At 27.9% G+C, this 23028-nt stretch carries 12 protein-coding genes; all 12 read right to left on the reverse strand.

Annotated elements, in window-relative coordinates:
* Nucleotides 1-55: 55 nt before the first annotated feature.
* Nucleotides 56-715: a Tle-like phospholipase domain-containing protein gene (locus RDY08_RS06125; protein ID WP_307903493.1), complete on the reverse strand. Its 660-nt coding sequence runs from the start codon at nucleotides 713-715 to the stop codon at nucleotides 56-58.
* A 20-nt stretch (nucleotides 716-735) separates the two neighbouring features.
* Nucleotides 736-1560: a hypothetical protein gene (locus RDY08_RS06130; protein WP_307903494.1), complete on the reverse strand. Its 825-nt coding sequence runs from the start codon at nucleotides 1558-1560 to the stop codon at nucleotides 736-738.
* Nucleotides 1561-1634: 74 nt separating this feature from the next.
* On the reverse strand, nucleotides 1635-2330 hold the full coding sequence (locus tag RDY08_RS06135) for a Tle-like phospholipase domain-containing protein (RefSeq protein ID WP_307903495.1): 696 nt from the start codon (nucleotides 2328-2330) through the stop codon (nucleotides 1635-1637).
* A gap of 2 nt (nucleotides 2331-2332) precedes the next feature.
* Entirely contained in the window at nucleotides 2333-3145 is an 813-nt protein-coding gene (locus tag RDY08_RS06140; protein WP_307903496.1) for a hypothetical protein, read from the reverse strand.
* Between the two features lie 74 nt (nucleotides 3146-3219).
* Nucleotides 3220-3861 (reverse strand): alpha/beta hydrolase family protein, encoded by a 642-nt coding sequence (locus RDY08_RS06145; protein WP_307903497.1) that lies wholly within the window; start codon nucleotides 3859-3861, stop codon nucleotides 3220-3222.
* An 81-nt stretch (nucleotides 3862-3942) separates the two neighbouring features.
* The gene (locus tag RDY08_RS06150) at nucleotides 3943-4728 is read right to left on the reverse strand and encodes a hypothetical protein (RefSeq protein ID WP_307903498.1); all 786 of its coding nucleotides are present in this window, start codon (nucleotides 4726-4728) and stop codon (nucleotides 3943-3945) included.
* A gap of 551 nt (nucleotides 4729-5279) precedes the next feature.
* On the reverse strand, nucleotides 5280-5711 hold the full coding sequence (locus tag RDY08_RS06155) for a membrane-associated protease 1 (RefSeq protein ID WP_307903499.1): 432 nt from the start codon (nucleotides 5709-5711) through the stop codon (nucleotides 5280-5282).
* Between the two features lie 159 nt (nucleotides 5712-5870).
* Nucleotides 5871-8036, reverse strand: a complete 2166-nt coding sequence (locus RDY08_RS06160; RefSeq protein ID WP_307903500.1) for a transcriptional regulator — start codon at nucleotides 8034-8036, stop codon at nucleotides 5871-5873.
* 86 nt (nucleotides 8037-8122) lie between these two features.
* Nucleotides 8123-8788, reverse strand: a complete 666-nt coding sequence (locus RDY08_RS06165; RefSeq protein ID WP_307903501.1) for a response regulator transcription factor — start codon at nucleotides 8786-8788, stop codon at nucleotides 8123-8125.
* A 462-nt stretch (nucleotides 8789-9250) separates the two neighbouring features.
* Nucleotides 9251-19480 (reverse strand): LamG-like jellyroll fold domain-containing protein, encoded by a 10230-nt coding sequence (locus RDY08_RS06170; RefSeq protein WP_307903502.1) that lies wholly within the window; start codon nucleotides 19478-19480, stop codon nucleotides 9251-9253.
* A 193-nt stretch (nucleotides 19481-19673) separates the two neighbouring features.
* A complete protein-coding gene (gene glgB, locus RDY08_RS06175; protein WP_307903503.1) occupies nucleotides 19674-21869 on the reverse strand; it encodes a 1,4-alpha-glucan branching protein GlgB in 2196 nt (731 codons plus the stop codon).
* A 34-nt stretch (nucleotides 21870-21903) separates the two neighbouring features.
* On the reverse strand, nucleotides 21904-23028 hold the full coding sequence (dnaN, locus tag RDY08_RS06180) for a DNA polymerase III subunit beta (protein WP_307903504.1): 1125 nt from the start codon (nucleotides 23026-23028) through the stop codon (nucleotides 21904-21906).

The raw sequence follows: 23028 nt of genomic DNA on the forward strand, positions 1-23028 counted from the left end.
TTGATATATATATATATCTTTAAAATTTAATTAAGATATTAAATACTTTAATATCTTAATTAAACTTTAAAAAATCTTTTATCCCTACTCCATTCCAAGCTACTCCTCGTTTTACTCCTTCCATTACTGATACATATTGAGCTAATCCGCCTCCTAAGCTGTGTCCTGTTACGAAGATTGTTTTATCTTTATTTTTTCTATCTTTTACTATATCCTTATAAAAATCTACAGCTAATTTAAATTGTATTCCAGGTATTCCTGCTACTATCTTTCCATTTGTTAAATAATGTTCCATTATAAAATCTCTATCTCCTAAATCTATTAAACCAAAGAAGATTTTAAAATCTTTATGACTATCATATTTCCCATTCTCTCCATCTGTACCTCTGTATGCTATTACTATTTCATCATCTTTTTCAAATGCTGCTGCATAAAATTGTTTATATTGTAATTCTATATCTTCTGATTTTAATAACCATTCTTTTTTATAATCATCTGGATCATATGCTTCTAATAACTTCCAACCTTCCATTCTTTCTCTAAAATAATTCCATCTTTGGTGACGTTCTGATTTGCCTGATTCTGTTGTGTCATTAAAATGATGACTTGATAAAACTTCTTTTAATGGTCTTATATCTTTTATTTTTTCATACCTCTCATATGCTAAATCTGCCAATACTAAAAATTCTAAATCTTTTACATTTCCTCTTTCCATTTTTATTCACTCTCCTATTTTTATTTTTTTATTAAACTCCAATCTAATTTCCGTAACTTATTTTTTACCTCTTTTATATTTTCTATATTTTTATAATCTTTTTCTTCTATATATAGTACATATATTTTTTTTCTTCTATACTTAAAAACATCAAATTCACTTGTTCCTCTTGAAAAACAATTACTTACTTTTAATATGTGGTCTGTATCTTTATCTTTGAAAAAATCTTCATCATATATATTTACTGTTATACTTGCCCATTCTAATTTTTGACTCTTCAAATATTTAAATAATTCCCATACTTCTTTTATAAAAGCTTCTTTTTTTTCTTTTGTGCTTACTACATCTTCAAATATTAACATTTCCATATGAAAAGATAATTTTTCTGGAACTTCTTTTATTATTTTATTAATATTTTTTATTCTTTTTAAACTTTTATTAGTATCATTACCTAAACCTGTCCAATAGTACACTTTTTTTTCTCTAAATATTTTTTTTATTATTGGTCTATAATACATTGTTGTTAAATTTGATATTTTCATTGAATAATAGTTTGCTATCACTCTTTCTTTAGGATCTTTTTTAACATATGCTATAAATGTTTCATCATCTATATTATTCTCTAATGGATATACCTCCAGCTTCCATTTACCTCTCCTTTTATCATATCGAATCCTCCTTATCTCAAATTTTTCATCATATCTTTCTTCTAATTCATTCATTACTAATGACTTTATTCTAATTTCCTCTAATGCTAATTTTTTCTTGCCGCTGGTTAGATCAATACTTTTACAACCTAATATCCCTAATATTAATATCAATAATATTATTATTTTCCTTTTCATCTTATCATCTCCTTTTTTGATTTTTGTTATAGACAATTTTAAAACTTAATTCTAATATTAATTTTTTTAATATCTTAATTAAACTTTAAAAAATCTTTTATCCCTACTCCATTCCAAGCTACTCCTCGTTTTACTCCTTCCATTACTGATACATATTGAGCTAAGCCGCCTCCTAAGCTATGTCCTGTTACGGAGATATTACTTTCTGTATTTTTAGTTAATATTTTATTATAAAAATCTACAGCTAATTTAAATTGTATTCCAGGTATTCCTGCTACTATCTTTCCATTTGTTAAATAATGTTCCATTATAAAATCTCTATCTCCCAAATCTATTAAACCAAAGAAGATTTTAAAATCTTTATGACTATCATATTTCCCATTCTCTCCATCTGTACCTCTGTATGCTATTACTATTTCATCATCTTTTTCAAATGCTGCTGCATAAAATTGTTTATATTGTAATTCTATATTTTTAAATTCCTTACTCCCTTCCTTTTTTTCGCCAAAACTAGATTCATATTCTTCTTTATATTTATTTTTATATTCATCTAAATCAAATCCTTCTAATAGTTTCCAACCTTCCATTCTTTCACTAAAATAATTCCATCTTTGTTGACGTTCTGATTTGCCTGTTTCTGTTGTGTCATTAAAATGATGCTTTTTTAAAACTTTTTCTAAATTATATCCTTCGTCATCATCTATATACCTCTCATATGCTAAATCTGCCAAAACTAAAAATTCTAAATCTTTTACATTTCCTCTTTCCATTTTTACTCACTCTCCTCTTCTATTTTATACAATTCATTTCTTATATCACTTAACGTTTTTATCCTCTTATAATCTTGTTCCCAAATTATTAAATTATATATCATTTTATCTCTATACTTAAAGACATCAAATTCACTTGTTCCTCTTGAAAACCAATTACTTACTTTTAATATGTGGTCTGTATCTTTATCTTTGAAAAAATCTTCATCATATATATTTATTGTTATACTTGCCCATTTTAAATTTTGACTTTTCAAATATTTAAATAGTTCCCATACCTCTTTTATAAAAGCTTCTTTTTTTTCTTCTGTACTTGTTACATCTTCAAATATTAATATTTTAAAAGTTATAAAACTTTCTTTAGAATATTTTTTTAATATATCATATATCTTTTTTTTCTTATCTAATTTTTCTTTTGCATAGCTCCCTATGCTAGAAAGATAATATATTTTTTTTTCTTTAAATATTTTATTTACTGTTGATTTATAATATATTGTTGCTAAATCGGTTACTTTCATAAAATAATAATCCTCTAGCACAATTTTACCATATTTGACATATGCTATAAATGTTTCATCATTTATATTATTCTCTAACGGATATATCTCCAACTTCCATTTATCTCTTCTTTTATCGTATAACGTCCTTCTTATCTCAAACTTCTCATCATATCTTGTTTCCAATTCATTCATCACTAATGCTCTTATTCTTGTTTCCTCCAATGCTAATTTTTTCTTACTGTTTGTTATATCAATACTTTTACAACCTAATACCCCTAATATTAATATCAAAAATATTATTATTTTTCTTTTCATCTTATCATCTCCTTTATTGATTTTTGTTATAGACAATTTTAAAACTTAATTCTAATATTAATTTTTTTAATATCTTAATTAAACTTTAAAAAATCTTTTATCCCTACTCCATTCCAAGCTACTCCTCGTTTTACTCCTTCCATTACTGATACATATTGAGCTAAGCCGCCTCCTAAGCTGTGTCCTGTTACGGAGATTGTTTTATCTTTATTTTTTCTATCTTTTACTATATCCTTATAAAAATCTACAGCTAATTTAAATTGTATTCCAGGTATTCCTGCTATTATCTTTCCATTTGTTAAATAATGTTCCATTATAAAATCTCTATCTCCTAAATCTATTAAACCAAAGAAGATTTTAAAATCTTTATGACTGTCATACTCTCCATTGGCTCCATCTGTTCCTCTATATGCTATTACTATTTCATTATTTTTTTCAAATGCTGCTGCATAAAATTGTTTATATTGTAATTCTATATCTTCTGATTTTAATAACCATTCTTTTTTATAATCATCTGGATCATATGCTTCTAATAACTTCCAACCTTCCATTCTTTCACTAAAATAGTTCCATCTTTGGTGACGTTCTGAATCGTTAAAATCTTTCTCTAATAATATCTTTTTTAATTCATAAGTTTTATCTTTTTCCTCATACCTTTCATACGCTAAATCTGCCAAAACTAAAAATTCTAAATCTTTTACATTTCCTCTTTCCATTTTTACTCACTCTCCTATTTTTATTTTTGATAATCTTTTCTATATCCTAATAATTTTTCTATATCTTTCATTGATTTTATTTTATAATAGTCTTGTTCTTCTATCCAAAGTCCAGCATAATTTTTTTTTCCAATATTCCGTCACATCAAATTCACTTGTTCCTCTTGAAAACCAATTACTTACTTTCAATATGTGGTCTATATCTTTGTCTCTAAAAAAATCTTCATCATATATATTTATTGTTATACTTGCCCATTTTAAATTCTGACTCTTCAAATATTTAAATAATTCCCATACTTCTTTTATAAAAGCTTCTTTTTTTTCTTTTGTGCTTACTACATCTTCAAATATTAACATTTCCATATGAAAAGATAATTTTTCTGGAACTTCTTTTATTATTTTATTAATATTTTTTATTCTTTTTAAACTTTTATTAGTATCATTACCTAAACCTGTCCAATAGTACACTTTTTTTTCTCTAAATATTTTTTTTATTATTGGTCTATAATACATTGTTGTTAAATTTGATATTTTCATTGAATAATAGTTTGCTATCACTCTTTCTTTAGGATCTTTTTTAACATATGCTATAAATGTTTCATCATCTATATTATTCTCTAATGGATATACCTCCAGCTTCCATTTATCTCTCCTTTTATCATATCGAATCCTCCTTATCTCAAACTTTTCATCATATCTTGTTTCCAATTCATTCATCACTAATGCTCTTATTCTTGTTTCCTCTAATGCTAATTTTTTCTTACTGTTGGTTAGATCAATACTTTTACAACCCAATATCCCTAATATTAATATCAAAAATATTATTATTTTCCTTTTCATCTTCCCATCTCTTTTTTTATTTTTCATTTTTTTCTTCCCCCGTGCATTTGCGTAAAGTAATAAATTTTCTTGGTGAAATTCCCGTTAAGCAGCTGACATTGTCTGAGCGTAGTGAGTTTGGCAGTTGTAGGGAATGAGCCGTAGAAAATTATTACTTGAAGCATTAGCACTTGATTTTTTGTTACTTTTTCATCAAGGAAAAAGTAACGTTTTTTTCTTTTCAAATTTAAATAAAAATATTATAAAACGTTTAAAAAATAACGTTCTTATATTTTGTTATAAAAATGGTTAAATCATTGCATATTTTAAAATAAAATAGGAAAATTATTTTTAAACCATTCCTATATAAAATAATACCTTTGTTTAAATTCAAAATATCTTTTATTAAATCTTTTCTCTGTTTTTTAATTTTCTCATTTCATAATTTGATAATACTTAAAATATCCTATATTTTATTATTCTTTCAGAAGAATTATCTAAATTTATATCACGATATATCATCACCCTAATAATAACAACCCCATTCCCCTTCATAATCTACAAAGAGGACAAGTAAACTTGTCCCCATTTTATTATTCTTACTCTTGTGCAAATCCACCATCGATGTCTGTTAATTCTGTTTTGTCTTTCTTTTGTTTGATTACTATTTCAAATGTTCCTACACCTTCTGTATCACCATATTTTTCTGTATAATCTACTACAAAAGAATTTGGTAATATTATTTTTCTTACTACTTGATCTGCTGCTATTACTTCTAATGTTGTTACTCTGTAGCAATCTGCTTTTTCTGCTGATACTACTGACCATTTTGCTAAGTTCAATGTATGATCTGCTTCTTCTCCATTTACTGCTGTGATAATTTTCCCTGTTACTATTATCAATGTCCCTACATCTGTTGATCTAGCGTTTGAATCATCCGGAGTATCTGTTTTATACTCTGCCTTTTGAATGTTTGCCATCCCTAAATCAATTGTTTCGTTTTGTCCTTCTACTTTTAATCTGAATCCCATACTGTGTAACCTCCTATGATTTTTTTTGGAATGTCTCAATCATAACTTATCATTTCTTCATATCAAATTTTATAAAATAATCACTATTTTCTTATGAAGATAATAAATATTTTTTCAACTATTCCTTATTCTAAAAGGGCGTCCCCCTTTATTAATTTATTAATTCGAGTTAGCACTCTTTGTTATTGCTATTTCTAAATTTTTCACACTTCCATTAAACGCTAACTCTATTTGACACACATTGTTTTTTTCATCTATTATATTACTTATACTATCCCCTGTTTGAAATATTGAATTCACAAATCCCATATCATTATTCCATATACTCTTTTGACTCTTTGGATTATTACTGAAAAATTTTATTATTTTATCTTGTCTAAAATCACTTGTATGAAATCTTAATATTCTTTCTATATAACTACTTACTGTTGTTTTATAAATTGGATCAAATCCTTCTTCTGTCAATGACAAGCTTCTTGCTTTATATACTGTTATTCTTTTTACTAATTCTCCATCTATTTGTGCATTTTCTGATGAAAATACAAATCCAAAATTATTCCTGTTTATTTCATCTTTTATTGTATTTGTAAATCCTGATATTTCTTTTGCTAATGTAGTTACTGTTTTTAAACTATTATCTCCACTTTCTAAATCATATCTTACTCCTGGATATTTGTTTGTTGCATTTCTAAATTTCCCTTTTAGATATTCTGGACATTGATATGATGAAACTAATCCTGCTGCTACATATGATGCATCTATATATACACCTTCTAGCCACAATTTCATTATATCTTCTTTTAATTTTGATAATTCTACTCCCCCACCATCATTTACTTTTAATCTACTATCCAATACCACTCCTGATTTATCTTTTGGTATTATTGTGAAATTCGGTAAACAAGGAATTGCAAATTCACTATATTTTTGCTTCATTAATGGTTCACATTTTGTTATATATTTTTCCACTCCTATTGTTGCCATACTATTGAATGTTGTCTCTTCTTTTGATTGGAAATTAAAGAAAATTTGAATTTTATAATCTTTCGCTATATCCAATATTTGTGTTAATGTTTCCATTGTATTTCCTTTTTCTTTTGATACTTTTTTACTACCTTTAAATCTTTCTCTTCTTAATTTAGGTTTTGCACTTGATTCAAATTCTATCGCTGGAACTATTCCAAACCATATTGTGTTATTAAAATCATTCTTTGCATTTATTGTATTTAAATATTTTAAAAATCTATCTTTATTATTGCTTTTTACCATCATATCCACTTTTGTATTTGTTATTATTAGTGATGGTTTCATCTCTTTACTTTTTGTTTCATATTGCTCAAAGTACATTTTTATTCCCAATATCTTTTCTATTAATGGTTTTGCTGCTTTTACAAATTCATCTTTTGAACTTTTATAAAATTCTAAATATGAATTATAATTTGCTACTTCCTTTTCTACATCTATTTCATCTTGAACTACTGGCATTGGGGCAAATGTTCTTAATACTAAATCTTTTACATATGGTGTTGGACTTTCTGTTATTTCAGTATAATCTTCTTCTAATACTTCTAATAATCTATTAGCATTTTCTTGTCCTTTTACCAATAGTGCACTACTTTCTGCTTTCGGAGCTTCCAATATTTTTAATTCTCCTTGTTCTCCCATTGTAAGCATTCCTACTTTTATTGCTTCTGACTCTGCATCTTCTGGTTTTTGTCCTAATAATAGTCTTGTTTTTATATCTTCTATTGCTATTGGTAACATTCCCATTACATTATTATAGTTTTTACTTGCTTCTTCAAATTTAGAATTTAATTTGTCTCCTATTTCGCCTTTACTTGGATCTTCTTCATCTAACTCTTCATATTTCCCATGTAAATATCCTATTTCTTTTCTTATTTGCTTTATATCTTCCATTACTTTCTTTGGCGATATCATTTCCAATACATTTTCAAATTTAAAATCTACATTTTTTATCCCTTGATTTTTCTTTGTATCTATTAAGGTAAATAGCATCTTTAAAAAATCATTATTTTCATCTAATGGTATTTCTGATATTGCCTCTTCTGGTAATCCTTCTGGTTTCACTAACGAATACACCACTTTTTGATTTGTTGCATTGTAAAACGAATACACTTTTGGTTCAAACTTATTCAGAAATTCATCGAAATCTCTTATTAACAAATGTTCGTTAATTTCTGTTAATTTCTCATCGCTCAAACTTTCATACCCTTTTACATCTCCAACTAATGTTAATAAATCTAATTTCTCCGGATTTAACTCCTCAAATAGCATTGTCCTATTTGTTTGTGTTATTATTTCCATTCTCATCCTCCTTATTTTATTTGCTTTTTTTATTTATAGTATGATTTTAGAAAACTACCTTTCGGGAGTTTAATCATAGTTTTTTACTATCTTTCTAATTTATATCCTCTGCCTATCAATGTTACCAACTTTTCTTTCATCAGTGGATCTTTCTGCCTTATTTTCTTAACAAACGCATCTACTCTTCTGTTTCCTCCTCTATAATTTCCTCTCCAAACTTTTTCTATTATTGCTTCTCTACTACAAACCACATTAGCATTTTCCCTGAAAAATTTTGATAATTCATACTCTTTATCTGTTAAATTTTCTGGTATTTCACCTATTTCTATTGTTGCTACACTATCCATTAATATCTCTTTGTTTATATCTCTTTTAAATCCTTTTTCTTCTATATTAAATGCTCTTTTTATTTTATGTATCACTTCATCACTTGTAAATGGTTTCCTCAAATAATCATCTGCTCCATTTTTAAAACTCCTTAATACTGTTTCACTGTCATCTATTGCACTTATTATCATTATATATGGGTTATTATATTCTTTTCTATTTTTGTCTATAAATTTACAAACATCTAATCCACTTATATCTGGCAAATTTAAATCCAACAATATTACTTCTGGTTTTTTTTCTTCCACAGTTCTTACTGCATCTCGTCCATTCTCACTTTCATACACTATAAAGTTTTCTTCCAACAAACTTATTTTTATAACTTCTCTAATTAAAGGATCATCCTCTACAATTAATACTTTCACTATTATCCTCCTCTTTTTTTATTTCGATTAATTTAAAATGACTTGTAGAAAAGAAAACGAAGTGTTTGATTTTTTTGAACTTTCAAATTTATTTATTATTTTCACACCACAGCAATAATATATCATATACAGAATATTTTGTCAACACTTTTTTTATCTATATTGATACACAATGTTCTTTATGTGCATATCTCGAATTCTCGTCCATCCACCGCTTCCTTTTGTACTTTTTTTAAATGCAGCTTTATTTTTTGAATTCTCGTGCTATTTTCTGTAATAGTTTTTCTTTTTCAAAATTATTCCTGATTTAGAACAGAAAAAGCTTTCTCCAAATATATAGGAGAAAGCTTTTTCTGTTTTATTTTTTTATGTGCTTCTCATAAAAAAGCCTTGAGCCTTTTAAAAGAAAATCAAAATATTATTTTAAAATCGTCCCTTATACTTATATAATAATCACTTTTATCATTTATCACTATCCAGATAATATTTCTCAAAATTTCCATTTGAAGTTTCAATATAATATATATGCTTCTTTTTTCCATATATATCAATATATGCATCTATTATCTTTTTATTAATATCTCCAGATAATATTTTTATAAATACTCTATCCTCTTCTACATAATTTCCTGCTTTATCATATAACTTAATTTCCATTGGATTTGTATCTGCATAATCTCCACTTGCATTTTGCCATATAACTGATTTATATAAATTCCCACTACTATCATTAAATTCACCAATCTCTTCTATACTATTATTAGCTATAATAATTTTCCAAATATAATTTTCTGTAGGATTAAATATCAATTTAACATCAATATCTTTATCACTTGTATCACAATCATTAGAATCAAATATATAGTTATATGCTATAGCTGTTCCACTTGTTAAAGGAATTATTATCTCACTTCCCTCTTTTTCTTGATACCCCAATTTATCTCCGTTACCATTTATTGCATTAAATACAGGAACAGTATTATCATAATTAAATATATTATTAAATTCACTTTTACTACCTTTTATTACTGATTCATTCCCTGCATTATCTACTACTTGTACAAATATATCTTTTTCTCCATCATTCCCTAAATTTAACGAAAAATCAGTTGGACTATTATATAAAATATAATTTTCACTACTTAAATCTCCACTCAATCCATATTTCATACCACCAACTCCTGCTAAATTATCACTAGCAGCTATATTTAATTTTAAATTACTACTATTTCCATAATATATTCCACTAGTTTCCCCAGTTCTGTATACATCACTATCATTATCTCTTAAATATATATTACTTATAACAGGTTTTGTTATGTCTAATTTTACTCCATTTGTCTCCACAACATCTGATATATTTCCTGCTTTATCATATACTTTCATTTTTTGAATATATATTAACTCATTTGGCTTTGTATTATCATATTCTGTTAAATTAAGAGCTGATTTTATTCCTGTCCCTGTTGTATTCCCTATATTTTCCCAATTGGACACTACTCCTTCACTATCCCATACTCCATATTCATAATGGTTCACTCCACTTAGATTATCTAATGCTCCTTTATAATTGTATTTTAATGTATATGTAACCCCTTCTGGTGTCTCTCCATTTGTCCATTCCACATCTTCCGTTTTATCTGCTCGTACATCTATTAAATTCATTCCACTTACATCTGGTTTTGTTTTGTCAAATTTAACTCCATTTGTTTCTACATCTATATAATTCCCTGCTTTATCATATACTCTTATTTTTTGAATATATATTGTATTATCTGTATTATCATATTCTGTTAAACTTAATCCTGATTTTGTTGTAACTCCTGTTGATACTCCTCTATTTTCCCAATCAAATACCGTAACATTTTCAGATCTGTTCCAAGCTCCATATTCATAATGGTCCACTCCACTTAAACTATCAGTTGCTCCATTGTACATACATTTCAATGTATATGTAGCCCCTTCTGGTGTTTCTCCATTTGTCCATTCCACATCACTTGTCAAATCTGCTCTTACATCTATTAAGCCCATTCCAGTTATATCTGGTTTTGTATCATCAATTTTCAATTCAAATTTCTTAATTTGTCCTTTTACTCCATCTGGATAAACTGCTCTTATAAAGAATGTTTTTACTCCTTCTGAAATATTAAAATCATCTAAATTTGTAGCAGTTGTATTACCTGTAAAATCTCCATCTGATATTGTTATGCTATCTTTTGATCCAGCCTTCATTCCATATTCATAACTACTCGCATAACTATCTTCTATCCATTCAATATAAATTTTACTATCAACTGGTTCTCCTGTATTATTCCATATACTTTCTAATATTTCATCTGTTTTACTGTTATTTTTATATATATTTATATTTCCAAATTCTGTTTTACAAATTATACCATCACTTCTTACTGGAGCTGTTTTTTTATGATTAACTCCATAATCTGCCCTAACCTCAATATAATAAGTATAATTATTTGTAAGAGGTATTCCGCCTTGAGATATTTCTAAATTTTTATTATTATTTACCCAATTCTGCACTACACTTTCTACTCCAGAACTATTTTTAACGTAAATTTTATATTCAAAATAGTTTATACTATCTACATTAGAAGTTGCATCTATTTTTATCATTCCATATATTCCAGAACTTCTACTTGTCACATCATAATCTTTAGAATTATCTCCTGATAACGTATCCCATACATCTGTAATATTGATTATTGTATTCAAATATACTGAATTACTAACATACACATCTGAATAAATAGTTCCTTTTTTTTCTCTTACATATATATAATAATTCCCTTCCAAAGTATATGAAGACAAATCTTTATTTATATCTGTCCCTTTACTTGGTATCTCTTCCCAAGGAACTATAACATTATCTTTAGAATAAACTTCACTATTTCCAATTGAAAATTCTATTGAATCAATATAATCTTTTGGTTCATGTTCAGTTTGTCCATAAAGATAATCTGCTATATTTATAGTAGCAGTTAATGTCTTATCTGTAAAATTAATTGGCGAAACCGAATTAATTTTAAATAATAAACTATTTGAATCTCCTGGTGTTCCTTTTCTTATATTTCCATATTTATCTAAGTTTTTTTGTATGTTACTGTCAGTTACTCCTGTAAAAGTGTACCAGCTAGTATCAAGAGTTCCATCTCCACTTGCAGTTCCAGGAGGAATAGTGTTTTCTTGAAATCTTTCCATAGATATTCCACCAACTTCATTTTTCCCTTTTGGCCAACTGCTATTTTCTATGTTTACCATATCTACTGTAATATAATTATTATCTTTTAATATCAACTGTTCTCCAGAATTATTCAAATTCATTTTATTACTATCTGCGCATACAAAAACTCTTACTTTCTCATTGCTGGTTACAGAATTATCTGCAATGGTCCAACCTGTTATATTGGAATTATCTTCATTTTGTATTAATAAATATCCATCTGCTGGAATAGTTGTACTACTTCCACTTATCCCTTTTGCATTAGCAATCTCTATATAAGGATTGCTATTTTGAGAATACTGTGCATTATTAATCATCCATCCTTCAAGGTCTACATCATATGGAGTTTTATTTCTAAGCTCAATATATTCATCTCCAGCCCACATTACTTCATTTATAACTATTTTTTGATATCCATAAATCTTTTGTAATTCTTCTAATGATAAAGCATCTCTATATATTCTTATCTCATCTAATAATCCAGTATAATAGAGACCAGTTCCTCTATAATCTCCCGAATCGTGAAATTTAGTTCCATTATTAACAGCTCCAACTCCAATATTTCCTGGATGTGGCCACAATTTTGAACCTTCGGCAGTTCCAACAAGCTCCATATTTAGATATGCTTTCATAGCTCCGTTTTCTAAATTTGATGTTCCATCCAATACTAAGACGGCATTATACCATCTTCCAGCTACAATATCTGCACTAATAAAACTATAATCCCAATTACTTTCACTTGTTGGTTCATTCCATCCGCCATAATATATTTTACCATTTTCTATATAAATATTTAAACCTCTTACAGTTCCTCCCTCTTCATATAAAACCTGTTTTGTCGTTACATCATCTGTTTTAAACCAAAGTGAAACTGTTCTTTTGCTAATAGTTGCCGTATTCAAATCTTCTGTATTTGGAACTTCTACATATGACGCACCGTCAAATCTGGCTCCTTGTTCTTGTTTACCAGGTTCATATATAATATTTCCATGTTTTACTCCATCATTTCCACTTTCGCTTTCATCTTTTACTTTCCCATCTCCTGTGTCTCTTTCAAATGGATAATATATCTCTAATCTGTTCTTATAGTCTTTATGTATCTCCTTATATAAGTCCGCTACCTCTTCATCAGATAAACCTCTACCATAGAATTTAACATCATCCATATTACCTTGAAAATAATTATTATTAATATCTTTTCCTAAAATCCAAGAATTTCCATAAACTTCATTAAATGCAGAACTTACATTCTCTTCTGATTTTTTCTCTCCATTTATATAAACTGTCACTTTAGAAGAGAGAGCAGTTAATTTTTCTACTTTTACTACAAACTGCTGAAATTCACGACTTTTAAAACCACTACTGCTAAAATCTATATTCTTATCATTCAAATCAACATATAATCCAGTAGTAGAATATCCTGCTGTAAATAGATTATCTCCGTTAGTAAAACTTTTCGAAACAAAAGCTTGATTTGTCTGTGTTTCATCTGGTCTTACCCACATTGCAACGGTAAATGTAGGTGGCACATAAAAATCTGTTAAATTTATATACCCATCTATTCCATTAAACAAAGCTTCCTTCCCAAAATATCCATCTTCATAACGTACTCCACCATATAATGTCCCATTGTTTCCATTCCCACTTTTATCATTAGATGTACTATCATCAAATGGGTAATATGCTATTACATCTAACCCTACACTATACAATTCATCTATTTTATCTTGATTAATTGCTTCATTAAAAGTATGAATTTCATCCATATATCCCTTAAAGAAATATTTTGTACTACCACCATCATCTCCTATATCATGAAATTTTGTTCCATTATTTTCTGCTCCTATCCCCACAAGTCCTGGATGTGGCCATAATTTTGACCCTTCCTGCTCATCAAGCAATCTGCTGTTTAAGTATGCTTTAAAAGCTCCTGATGTTAATTGATCAGTTCCATCTAAAACAAGTACAGCATGATACCATTTATCTACTTCTATCTCATCAGTTGAAATAGATGAATATTTCCAATTGCTTTCATTCGAAGGTTCATTCCACCCGCCAAAATATAATCTTCCATTATATATGTATATATTTAAACCTCTAACTGTTCCACCTTCTTCATATAAAATTTGCCTACTATTTAAATCTTCTGGCTTAAACCATAATGATATTGACCGCTTATCATGAACTCCTGTGTTAATAGAATCAGTATTTGGAACCTCTATATAATCATCTATTCCATCAAAATATGCTGTCTTTCCAAGATTTACTCTTTTAGTCTCATCTTGTATCGTTACTCCATTATGTAATATTCCATCATTCCCACTATTGCTCTCATCTTTTGTACTATCTGGTGTCACGCTATCTGGATTATTATGTGTAAATGGATAATATATTGTAAAATTTTCATTTGCTCCAGCTGCTCTATATAGTTCTGTTATTTCATCAACACTTAATTCTTTTCCATAAATTCTAATGTCATCTAATTCCCCATTAAAATATTTATTAGTTGAGTTTGCCCCAATTTTCCACCCATTTCCTATGCTGTCTCCAATTACACTGTTCATATCTTTTTCCCATAAAATCTCTGAATTTCTATAAACCTTTACATTCGATCTGTTTGCATCTATTTTCTTTATAACTACAGCTAAATGTTCCCATCCTTTTAATTTTATCCCTTCTGAATTAATACTATCTCTTATTTTCACAAAAACTCCATTATTATCATATCCAAAATCAAAAATATTATTCCCGCTTAAATCTGTTTTAGATATAAATCCACTTTCATCTATAGAATTTGGATTTGCCCACATTACCACTGAAAATGTTTCTGGCACACTAAAATCATCTGTTAGAATATTAGAATCCACTCCATTAAATACTCCAGCTCCATCCACTTCTCCATTTGAATCAAAAGATATATTTGTACCTGTTCCATTATGATTATTTCCACTATAATCATTAGTATCAGAATCTAATTTATAATGAGCTATTAATTTCAGACCATTTGTATATATCTTAGATATTTCAGAACTACTTAATTCTCGTGAATATATCTTAAAATCATCCATAATCCCATTAAACCAATAATCAGGACCAGTTGCTCCATCTACTGTTGTTGCTTCAGACCCAGTTCCTACAAATCCATATCTATCAGCTCCCGTACCAATCCCTTTACTTGCATGTACCCCTGTTTTTTCTGCTACTTTTTCTCCATCTACATATATTTTTTTACTCCCATTACTATAAGTTGCTGCAACTAAATGCCAATTTCCATCTACATAATCTTTATCATATCCGAAATCATCTGTTGCAGTTCCTAAAGAACTTGTATCCCAACCTATATTATTATTCATATCATCTTTTAATGATAATCTAAAATTCTCACTTCTATCAAAACTTGATATTATTTGCTTATTTTCAGATGAAGATTTAACCCAAGCCATTACAGTTAAATCTGTTATCCCATTGGCATTTCCAAAATTAAGATTATCAATACTTAAATAATCTCCAGTTCCATCAAAATATCCACCTTTTCCATCTATTCCACCATCAACTGTGTGAAATCCTCCTTTTATTATTCCATTATTGTTATTATATGACATATCTTTTACTTTTCCTGATATTTCATTATCAAAATCATAATACACCAATAGATCTGGCTTGCTAACATAATTTTTCCCTATTTCATCTGCTGTTAAAGCTTTTCTGTAAATTTTCACATCATCAATAGCCCCATTAAAATATCTATCATTATTTACACTTCTTCTGCCTATATCTAGTTTTTCATTTGATGTTAATAAATCTCCAGTATAACCAGTTGTTGTTTCTAAAGCCCCATTCACATATAGCTTCATATTAATTCCATCATATGTACCAACTACATAATACCATTTATCCGCAACTGGAGAAGTTGTACTTTGTATATATTTTCTTCCACTAGTTGTATTTATTGCAAATTCAAATTTATCATTACCACTGCTATGTTGTAATTGATATTGATCATCTCCATTTTTGGATAATATTTCTGCATAATTTTCTCCTGTAGTTGGATCTATATTCCATTTTATCCAAGCTGATAATGTTAATTGTTTTGTTGGATTCAAACTTTCTGAATCATCTACTTCAACATATCCTGTGCTTCCATCAAAACTTAAAGCTTTTCCAGAATCTCCATCTCTATTTTCAGTCTCTACTACTCCACCATTTATAATCCCATCATTATTAAAGCCTGAACTATCTAATGTTAATCCTCCATCAAATTTATATTCAGCAACTAAATCTTGTCCTTCTAAATATAAGCTATTTATCTCACTTTGACTTAACTCTTTTGAATATATTCTAAATTCATCTATATATCCATCAAACCAGTAATCAGGACCAGTCGTCCCATCTTCACTATTTGCTTCAGAGCCAGTTCCAACAAATCCATATCTTAATGTATTACTTCCCAAACCTGTTTCATTTCCAGCTTTGCTCTCAACTAAATTTCCATCTACATATATTTTTTTATTCCCTTTATTATAAGTTGCTACCACAAAATGCCACTTTCCATCTGTATAATCACTGCTGCTTCCAAAATCATCTGTTACATTCCCAGAAGTTGTATCCCAACCTATATTATTATTCATATCATCTTTTAAAGATAATCTCCAATTTTCACTTCTATCAAAGCTTGATATTATCTGTCTGTTTTTACTATCTGATTTTACCCAAGCTGCCACACTTAAATTTTCTAAATCTGCACTATTTTTAAAATTCAAAGCTTTTATCGCTAAATAATCTCCATTTCCATCAAAATAACCACATTTACCTACTTTCCCACTGTTTACTATAGAAAAGTCCCCTTTTTCTATCCCATCATAACCATTTTCAGTTGTATCCTTTACATATCCTAAACTGTCATCTTCAAAATCATAATAAAGTAACAGATCTGATTTCTGTTGATATAAATAATTTTCTGGTATAATTTCTCTTGTACCACCTGGAGGTATCCAAGATAATTGTGCTACTGCATTTCCTGTATTTTCATAATATTCCATTTTTATATAATACTCTTTATTTGCCTCTAAATTTATTGTTGCTGTATCATCTGTAGTTCCATGCAAAGTCCAATTATTAATTAAGGTATTAGTTGAATCTTTTATCCATAATCTAACTCCATCATCTGATGTTGTTATAAATTGATAATTCCCAGCAATATCTTTTGTTTTTACAAATCCTTCCCATCTCACTGAAAAATCGTCATTATTTATAAGACTATCTGGAGATCCAGTCCCCCAATTAAAATTTATTTCATTATCTATTCTAGTTAAAGCTGGAGTCCCATTTAGATCTATATTATTAAAATATTCTCCTTTGATACAATTATATGAAGGACTAGTTTCTTTATAATAATCTTTTATCTCTTGACCAGTTAAAGCTTTATTATAAATTTTTATATTGTCTATTGCTCCTTTTAAATTTTTTCCAGTTATTAATTTATTTGATGATATATTTATATTTCCACTTTTTCCAACAAAATTATCTCTAACATTATTTATATATATATCCATAGATGAGCCATCATATGTTCCGCTTACTAAATACCATTTTTTAGCAGAAATATTACTATTTGAAATTAATTTTGTACCATTTATTTCAAAAAATAATTTTCCATTTTCATATCCAATTCCATACTGTCCATTTTTTTCAGTTACATAAGTAGCTATAGTTGGTAATTCGTCAAATTTCACCCAACTCATTACAGATATTTTATCTGTAGGATTTAAACTTCCAGAGTCGGCTGTTTCAATATAGCTATCTACATTCCCTGCGAATCCATATGCTTCATTCGCTTTTCCACTATTATTTCCAGTAAGTGTTATATTATAACCTATCCCAGTATTATTATTTCCACTACTGTCATTAGTATCTCCTATAAATTCATAATCTAATATTAGATCAGAATAGGCTTGTGCTAAATTTAAAGCTGGAATAATCTCTCTTGTCCCACTTGGTGGAATCCATGATAATTGTGCTACTGCTGCTCCTGTATGTTCATAATATTCCATTTTTATATAATATTCTTTATTTGCCTCTAATGTTATTGTCCCTGTATTATCTGTGCTTCCATGCAAACTCCAGTTACTTATTAATGGCGTACTGCTATCTTTTACCCATAATTTCACTCCATCATCTGATGTTGTTATGAATTGATAATCTCCAGCAATATTTTTTGTTTTTACGACACCTTCCCATCTCACTGAAAAATCGTCATTATTCACAACAGTATCAGGAGAGCCAGTCCCCCAATTAAAATTTATTTCATTATCTATTCTCTCCAAAACTGGAGTTCCTGATAAAGTTATATTATTAAAATATTTTCCTTTTATCCCTTTATATGACGGCTTTTCTTCATTATACATATTTAATATTTCAGTGTTATTTAAAGCTAAATTATAAATTTTAACTTCATCTATAATCCCAGAAAAATTTTTCCCCGTTAGTATAGAGTTTGTGTTAGTAATTATAGGATCGGAATAATTTGTTTGATTTTCTAAATTCCCATTTACATATATTTTTAATGAACTTCCATCATAAGTCCCAACTACAAAATACCATCTATTAGTATTTACAATAGAACTACTTTCTATACTTTTATTCCCATTTAATCCAAATGAAAATTTACTATTATCACCATTATGACCTAATGAATATTGTCCTGATTTATCAATAATTTTATTGTTTAATACTCCATCTTGAGGATTTATATCCCATTTTACCCAACTAGCAACAGTAATATTTGATGAAATATTTAAACTATTCGAATTTGAAGTAGATATATAACTACTATTTGTTCCAGCAAATTTATACGCACTATCATTTCTATTATTTCTATCTTGAGTTAATACTGCATTAGATACTATTCCATTATTATTATTTCCACTACTATCTTTTGCATCTCCTATTAATCTATAATCTAATACCAAATCAGAAAAAGCCTCTTTTAAATTTGAAGCAGATATAATCTCTCTTGTTCCACCTGGTGGTATCCAAGATAATTGTGCTACTGCTGCTCCTGTATGTTCATAATATTCCATTTTTATATAATATTCTTTATTTGCCTCTAATGTTATTGTTCCTGTATTATCTGTAGTTCCATGCAAAGTCCAATTACTTATTAATGGTGTACTACTATCTTTTATCCATAATTTTACTCCATCATCTGATGTTGTTATAAATTGATAATCTCCACTAATATTTTTTGTTAATAATACTCCTTCCCATCGCACTGAAAAATCGTCATTATTAATAGTACTAGGACTCCCACTCCCCCAATTAAAATTTATTTCATTATCTATTCTCTCTAAAGCAACTCCTCCACTTAAATCAATACTATTATAATACTCTCCTTTTATTCCCCCAAAAACAATTACAGATATAATAAAATATAATATAATCCCCGCTCTTTTCATAATAATCTCCTCCAAAATTTACATTGTAATTTTTATAAACTTTTGACACTCCCAATTTAAAAATATTTTACTTTTAATTATTAATTATCAGTTATCCATTATCTTTTTCTCTACTATATATTATACCCCATTTTCACCTATTTTCCTACAAAAAAAAAGAGTTGCCATTATAATATGACAACTCTTTTATAAATTATTTTTTTAATTTAAAATATACACCTGCAAGTGGTGGCAAAGTTATATCAATCGAATAACCTTTTCCTTGCCATGGAATTTGCTCACTCCAAACTCCACCATAATTCCCATTATTACTTCCAAAATAATTTTCCGAATCACTATTTAATATCTCTTCATAGTAACCTTCATCAGGAACTCCTAATCTATATCCATATCTAACCATAGGAGTAAAATTAAATACACAAACTATTCTTTCATCAGGATTATTCCCTTTTCTTACAAATGAAATAACACTATTGTCTGCATCATTAAAATCTATCCATTCAAATCCTTCACCAGAAAAATCATTTTCCCATAATCCATTATTTTCTTTATATACTCCATTTAAATCTTTTATAAAATTTTTCAAATTATTATGTGGAGCATATTCTAACAAATCCCAATCTAAACTTTGTTTACAATTCCATTCTTTCCATTGTCCAAATTCTCCGCCCATAAATATTAGTTTCTTCCCAGGATGAGCGTACATATATGAATAAAATAGTCTTAAATTAGCAAATTTTTCCCAATATTCTCCAGGCATTTTATCTAACATAGATTTTTTTCCATGAACTACTTCATCATGAGATAAAACTAATATAAAATTTTCTGAAAAAGCATATACTAAAGAAAAAGTTAAACTATTTTGATGATATCTTCTAAATATAGGGTTTTTTTCAATATATTCAAGAGTATCATTCATCCATCCCATATTCCATTTCATAGAAAAACCAAGTCCACCTAAATATGTTGGCTTCGATACTCCTTGCCAATCTGTTGATTCTTCAGCGATTGTTACTATTCCAGGATAATATTCATGAGAAATAGAATTAAAATATTGTAAAAACTCTATTGCTTCAAGATTTTCCCTACCCCCAAATTTATTAGGTACCCATTCATCTGCTTCTCTGCTATAATCCAAATATAACATTGATGCTACAGCATCCACCCTTACACCATCAAAATGAAATTTATCAAACCAATATAATGCGTTACTTATTAAAAAGTTTTTAACTTCATTTCTTCCATAATTAAATATATAAGTTCCCCAATCTTTATGCTCCCCTTGTCTTGGATCTGCATGTTCATAAAGAGCTGTTCCATCAAATCTTCCTAATCCATGTACATCTTTTGGAAAATGTCCAGGAACCCAATCTAATATAACTCCTATATTCTTTTCATGAAATTTATCTATTAAATACATTAAATCTTCAGGTTTTCCAAATCTACTTGTTGTTGAAAAATATCCTGTAACTTGATATCCCCAAGACTCATCTAATGGATGTTCTAATATTGGCATAAATTCTACATGTGTAAAATTATTTTCACTTACATAATTTACTAATAAATCCGCCATTTCTCTATAAGTTAAAACTCTATTTTCCTCTTCTACTTTTCTTGCCCAAGAACCTAAATGTACTTCATAAGTTGACATTGGAGAGTTCAATTGATCTTTTTCTCTTCTATTTTTTAGCCACTTATCATCATTCCAGTCATATTTGTTATCTATTTCATAAACTACAGAGGCATTATCTGGTCTTACTTCTGAATAAAAGGCATATGGATCTGATTTTAATAAAATATCATTATTTTTAGTTTTAATCTCAAATCTATACAGTTCACCTTCTCCAATATTAGGAATAAATAGCTCCCATACTCCAGAATTTCCTAATATTCTCATTTGATTAACTCTTCCATCCCAACTATTGAAATGTCCAACTACACTTACTCTTTCTGCTTCTGGTGCCCATACTCCAAAAGAAACTCCTTTTACTCCATCAATCTCTTTTATGTGTGCTCCCAATTTCTCATAAATTCTATGGTGATTTCCTTCATTAAATAGATACATATCATATTCTGTTATTGAAGGTAAAAATGAATACGCATCGTATCTTTCCCATTCAACACCATTATGACCTGTATATTTAAATTTATATTTTGCAAAATCTTCTAATTCTACTTTTTTTTCAAATAACCCATCTTCTGTAATTCTATCCATTTCTATAGGGCTTTCTAATTCATTAAAAATTATTTCTATTTTTTTTACTGCTGGATTATATGCTCTAATTGAAAAATCTTTCTCATTTATTTTATGAATTCCTAAAACACCATGAGGATCTCTTGAAGTAGCATTTACTATTTGATTAATTTCCCATTCATTTAATGTTGTCATTGCTCTCCCCCTTATTATTTTTAATATTCTCTTTTTAATCTTCTCTTAATGCTAATGGCATAGTTAAATATATAAATTTATTATTACCTTCTCCCTCAATTAAAACTCCACTACTTGCATTTGACATATTCAATTCTATATTTTCTTCTTCTACTTGCAATATATAATCTAAAATAAATTTTACATTTAAAGAAATTTTAAGGTCATCACCCTCTTTTAATATATCTAACTCTTCATTTACTTTTGCTTTATCTGAAATACCTTTTATATATAATTTATTCCCAACAAAATTAAATAATCCACTATTTTTACCTTCTTTATTATTTCTAACAAATAATAGCACTCTCTTCATTAATGATATCATCTCATCTTTTTTCATAAAAATTTTCTTACTATATTCTTGATTTTTTAATATATTTGCATAATCAGGATAAGCTAAATCTATAATTCTACTTAATATTGCAACTTCTCCAATTACAAAAAATATTTGGTTCCCCTCAAATTTTAAATTAATGACATCACCTTCAATAGTTTTTAAAGTTTTTATTAAACTATCTACCGTTTTTAAAGGTATACTAATTTTTAAAATTTTATTGCTCACTGTATCTGTAGATAAAGTTTCTTCAAAATAAGCCAATCTAAAACTATCAGTCCCTATCATTTTTATCTTTTTATCTTCTATTTCTAATCTAACACAATTTACTGCTAAATTCTCTGTATCACTTGTTGCTATACTCACTTTTTCCAAACCGTCTAAAAATATAGTTTTGTTAATATAATATTCATTTCCATGCTCTAATAATTTTATTCTTGGATATTCATCAGAATCATATACGTAAAATTCTGATTCAGAATATTTTGTTATTACTTTCAATTCCCCATCTTTTTCATTTATCTGTACAGTTTCATCTGAAATTTCTTTTAAATATTCCACTAATAATTTATGAGAAAATGCGACTGTCCCTTCTTCAATAACTTCCCCTTCTATTGTTGAAGTAATTGTCATCTCAAGATCTGTTCCTTTTAATGTTATTATATTTCCTTTTGCTTCCATAAAAAGTCCAGAGATTATCGGTCTTATTTTATTTTCTGATATTGCTCTTTCTACTATTTGAATTACTCCTAAAAATTTTACTCTATTTACTTTTATATTTAACAT

Origin of the sequence: Haliovirga abyssi (genome assembly GCF_030295325.1) — a bacterium.
GTDB lineage: Bacteria > Fusobacteriota > Fusobacteriia > Fusobacteriales > Haliovirgaceae > Haliovirga > Haliovirga abyssi.

What these genes read in the sequence shown, in the direction of transcription:
- RDY08_RS06125 (WP_307903493.1), bottom strand. Translation starts at nt 715, where the DNA reads ATGGAAAGAGGAAATGTAAAAGATTTAGAATTTTTAGTATTGGCAGAT.
- RDY08_RS06130 (WP_307903494.1), bottom strand. Translation starts at nt 1,560, where the DNA reads ATGAAAAGGAAAATAATAATATTATTGATATTAATATTAGGGATATTA.
- RDY08_RS06135 (WP_307903495.1), bottom strand. Translation starts at nt 2,330, where the DNA reads ATGGAAAGAGGAAATGTAAAAGATTTAGAATTTTTAGTTTTGGCAGAT.
- RDY08_RS06140 (WP_307903496.1), bottom strand. Translation starts at nt 3,145, where the DNA reads ATGAAAAGAAAAATAATAATATTTTTGATATTAATATTAGGGGTATTA.
- RDY08_RS06145 (WP_307903497.1), bottom strand. Translation starts at nt 3,861, where the DNA reads ATGGAAAGAGGAAATGTAAAAGATTTAGAATTTTTAGTTTTGGCAGAT.
- RDY08_RS06150 (WP_307903498.1), bottom strand. Translation starts at nt 4,728, where the DNA reads ATGAAAAATAAAAAAAGAGATGGGAAGATGAAAAGGAAAATAATAATA.
- RDY08_RS06155 (WP_307903499.1), bottom strand. Translation starts at nt 5,711, where the DNA reads ATGGGATTCAGATTAAAAGTAGAAGGACAAAACGAAACAATTGATTTA.
- RDY08_RS06160 (WP_307903500.1), bottom strand. Translation starts at nt 8,036, where the DNA reads ATGGAAATAATAACACAAACAAATAGGACAATGCTATTTGAGGAGTTA.
- RDY08_RS06170 (WP_307903502.1), bottom strand. Translation starts at nt 19,480, where the DNA reads ATGAAAAGAGCGGGGATTATATTATATTTTATTATATCTGTAATTGTT.
- glgB (WP_307903503.1), bottom strand. Translation starts at nt 21,869, where the DNA reads ATGACAACATTAAATGAATGGGAAATTAATCAAATAGTAAATGCTACT.
- dnaN (WP_307903504.1), bottom strand. Translation starts at nt 23,028, where the DNA reads ATGTTAAATATAAAAGTAAATAGAGTAAAATTTTTAGGAGTAATTCAA.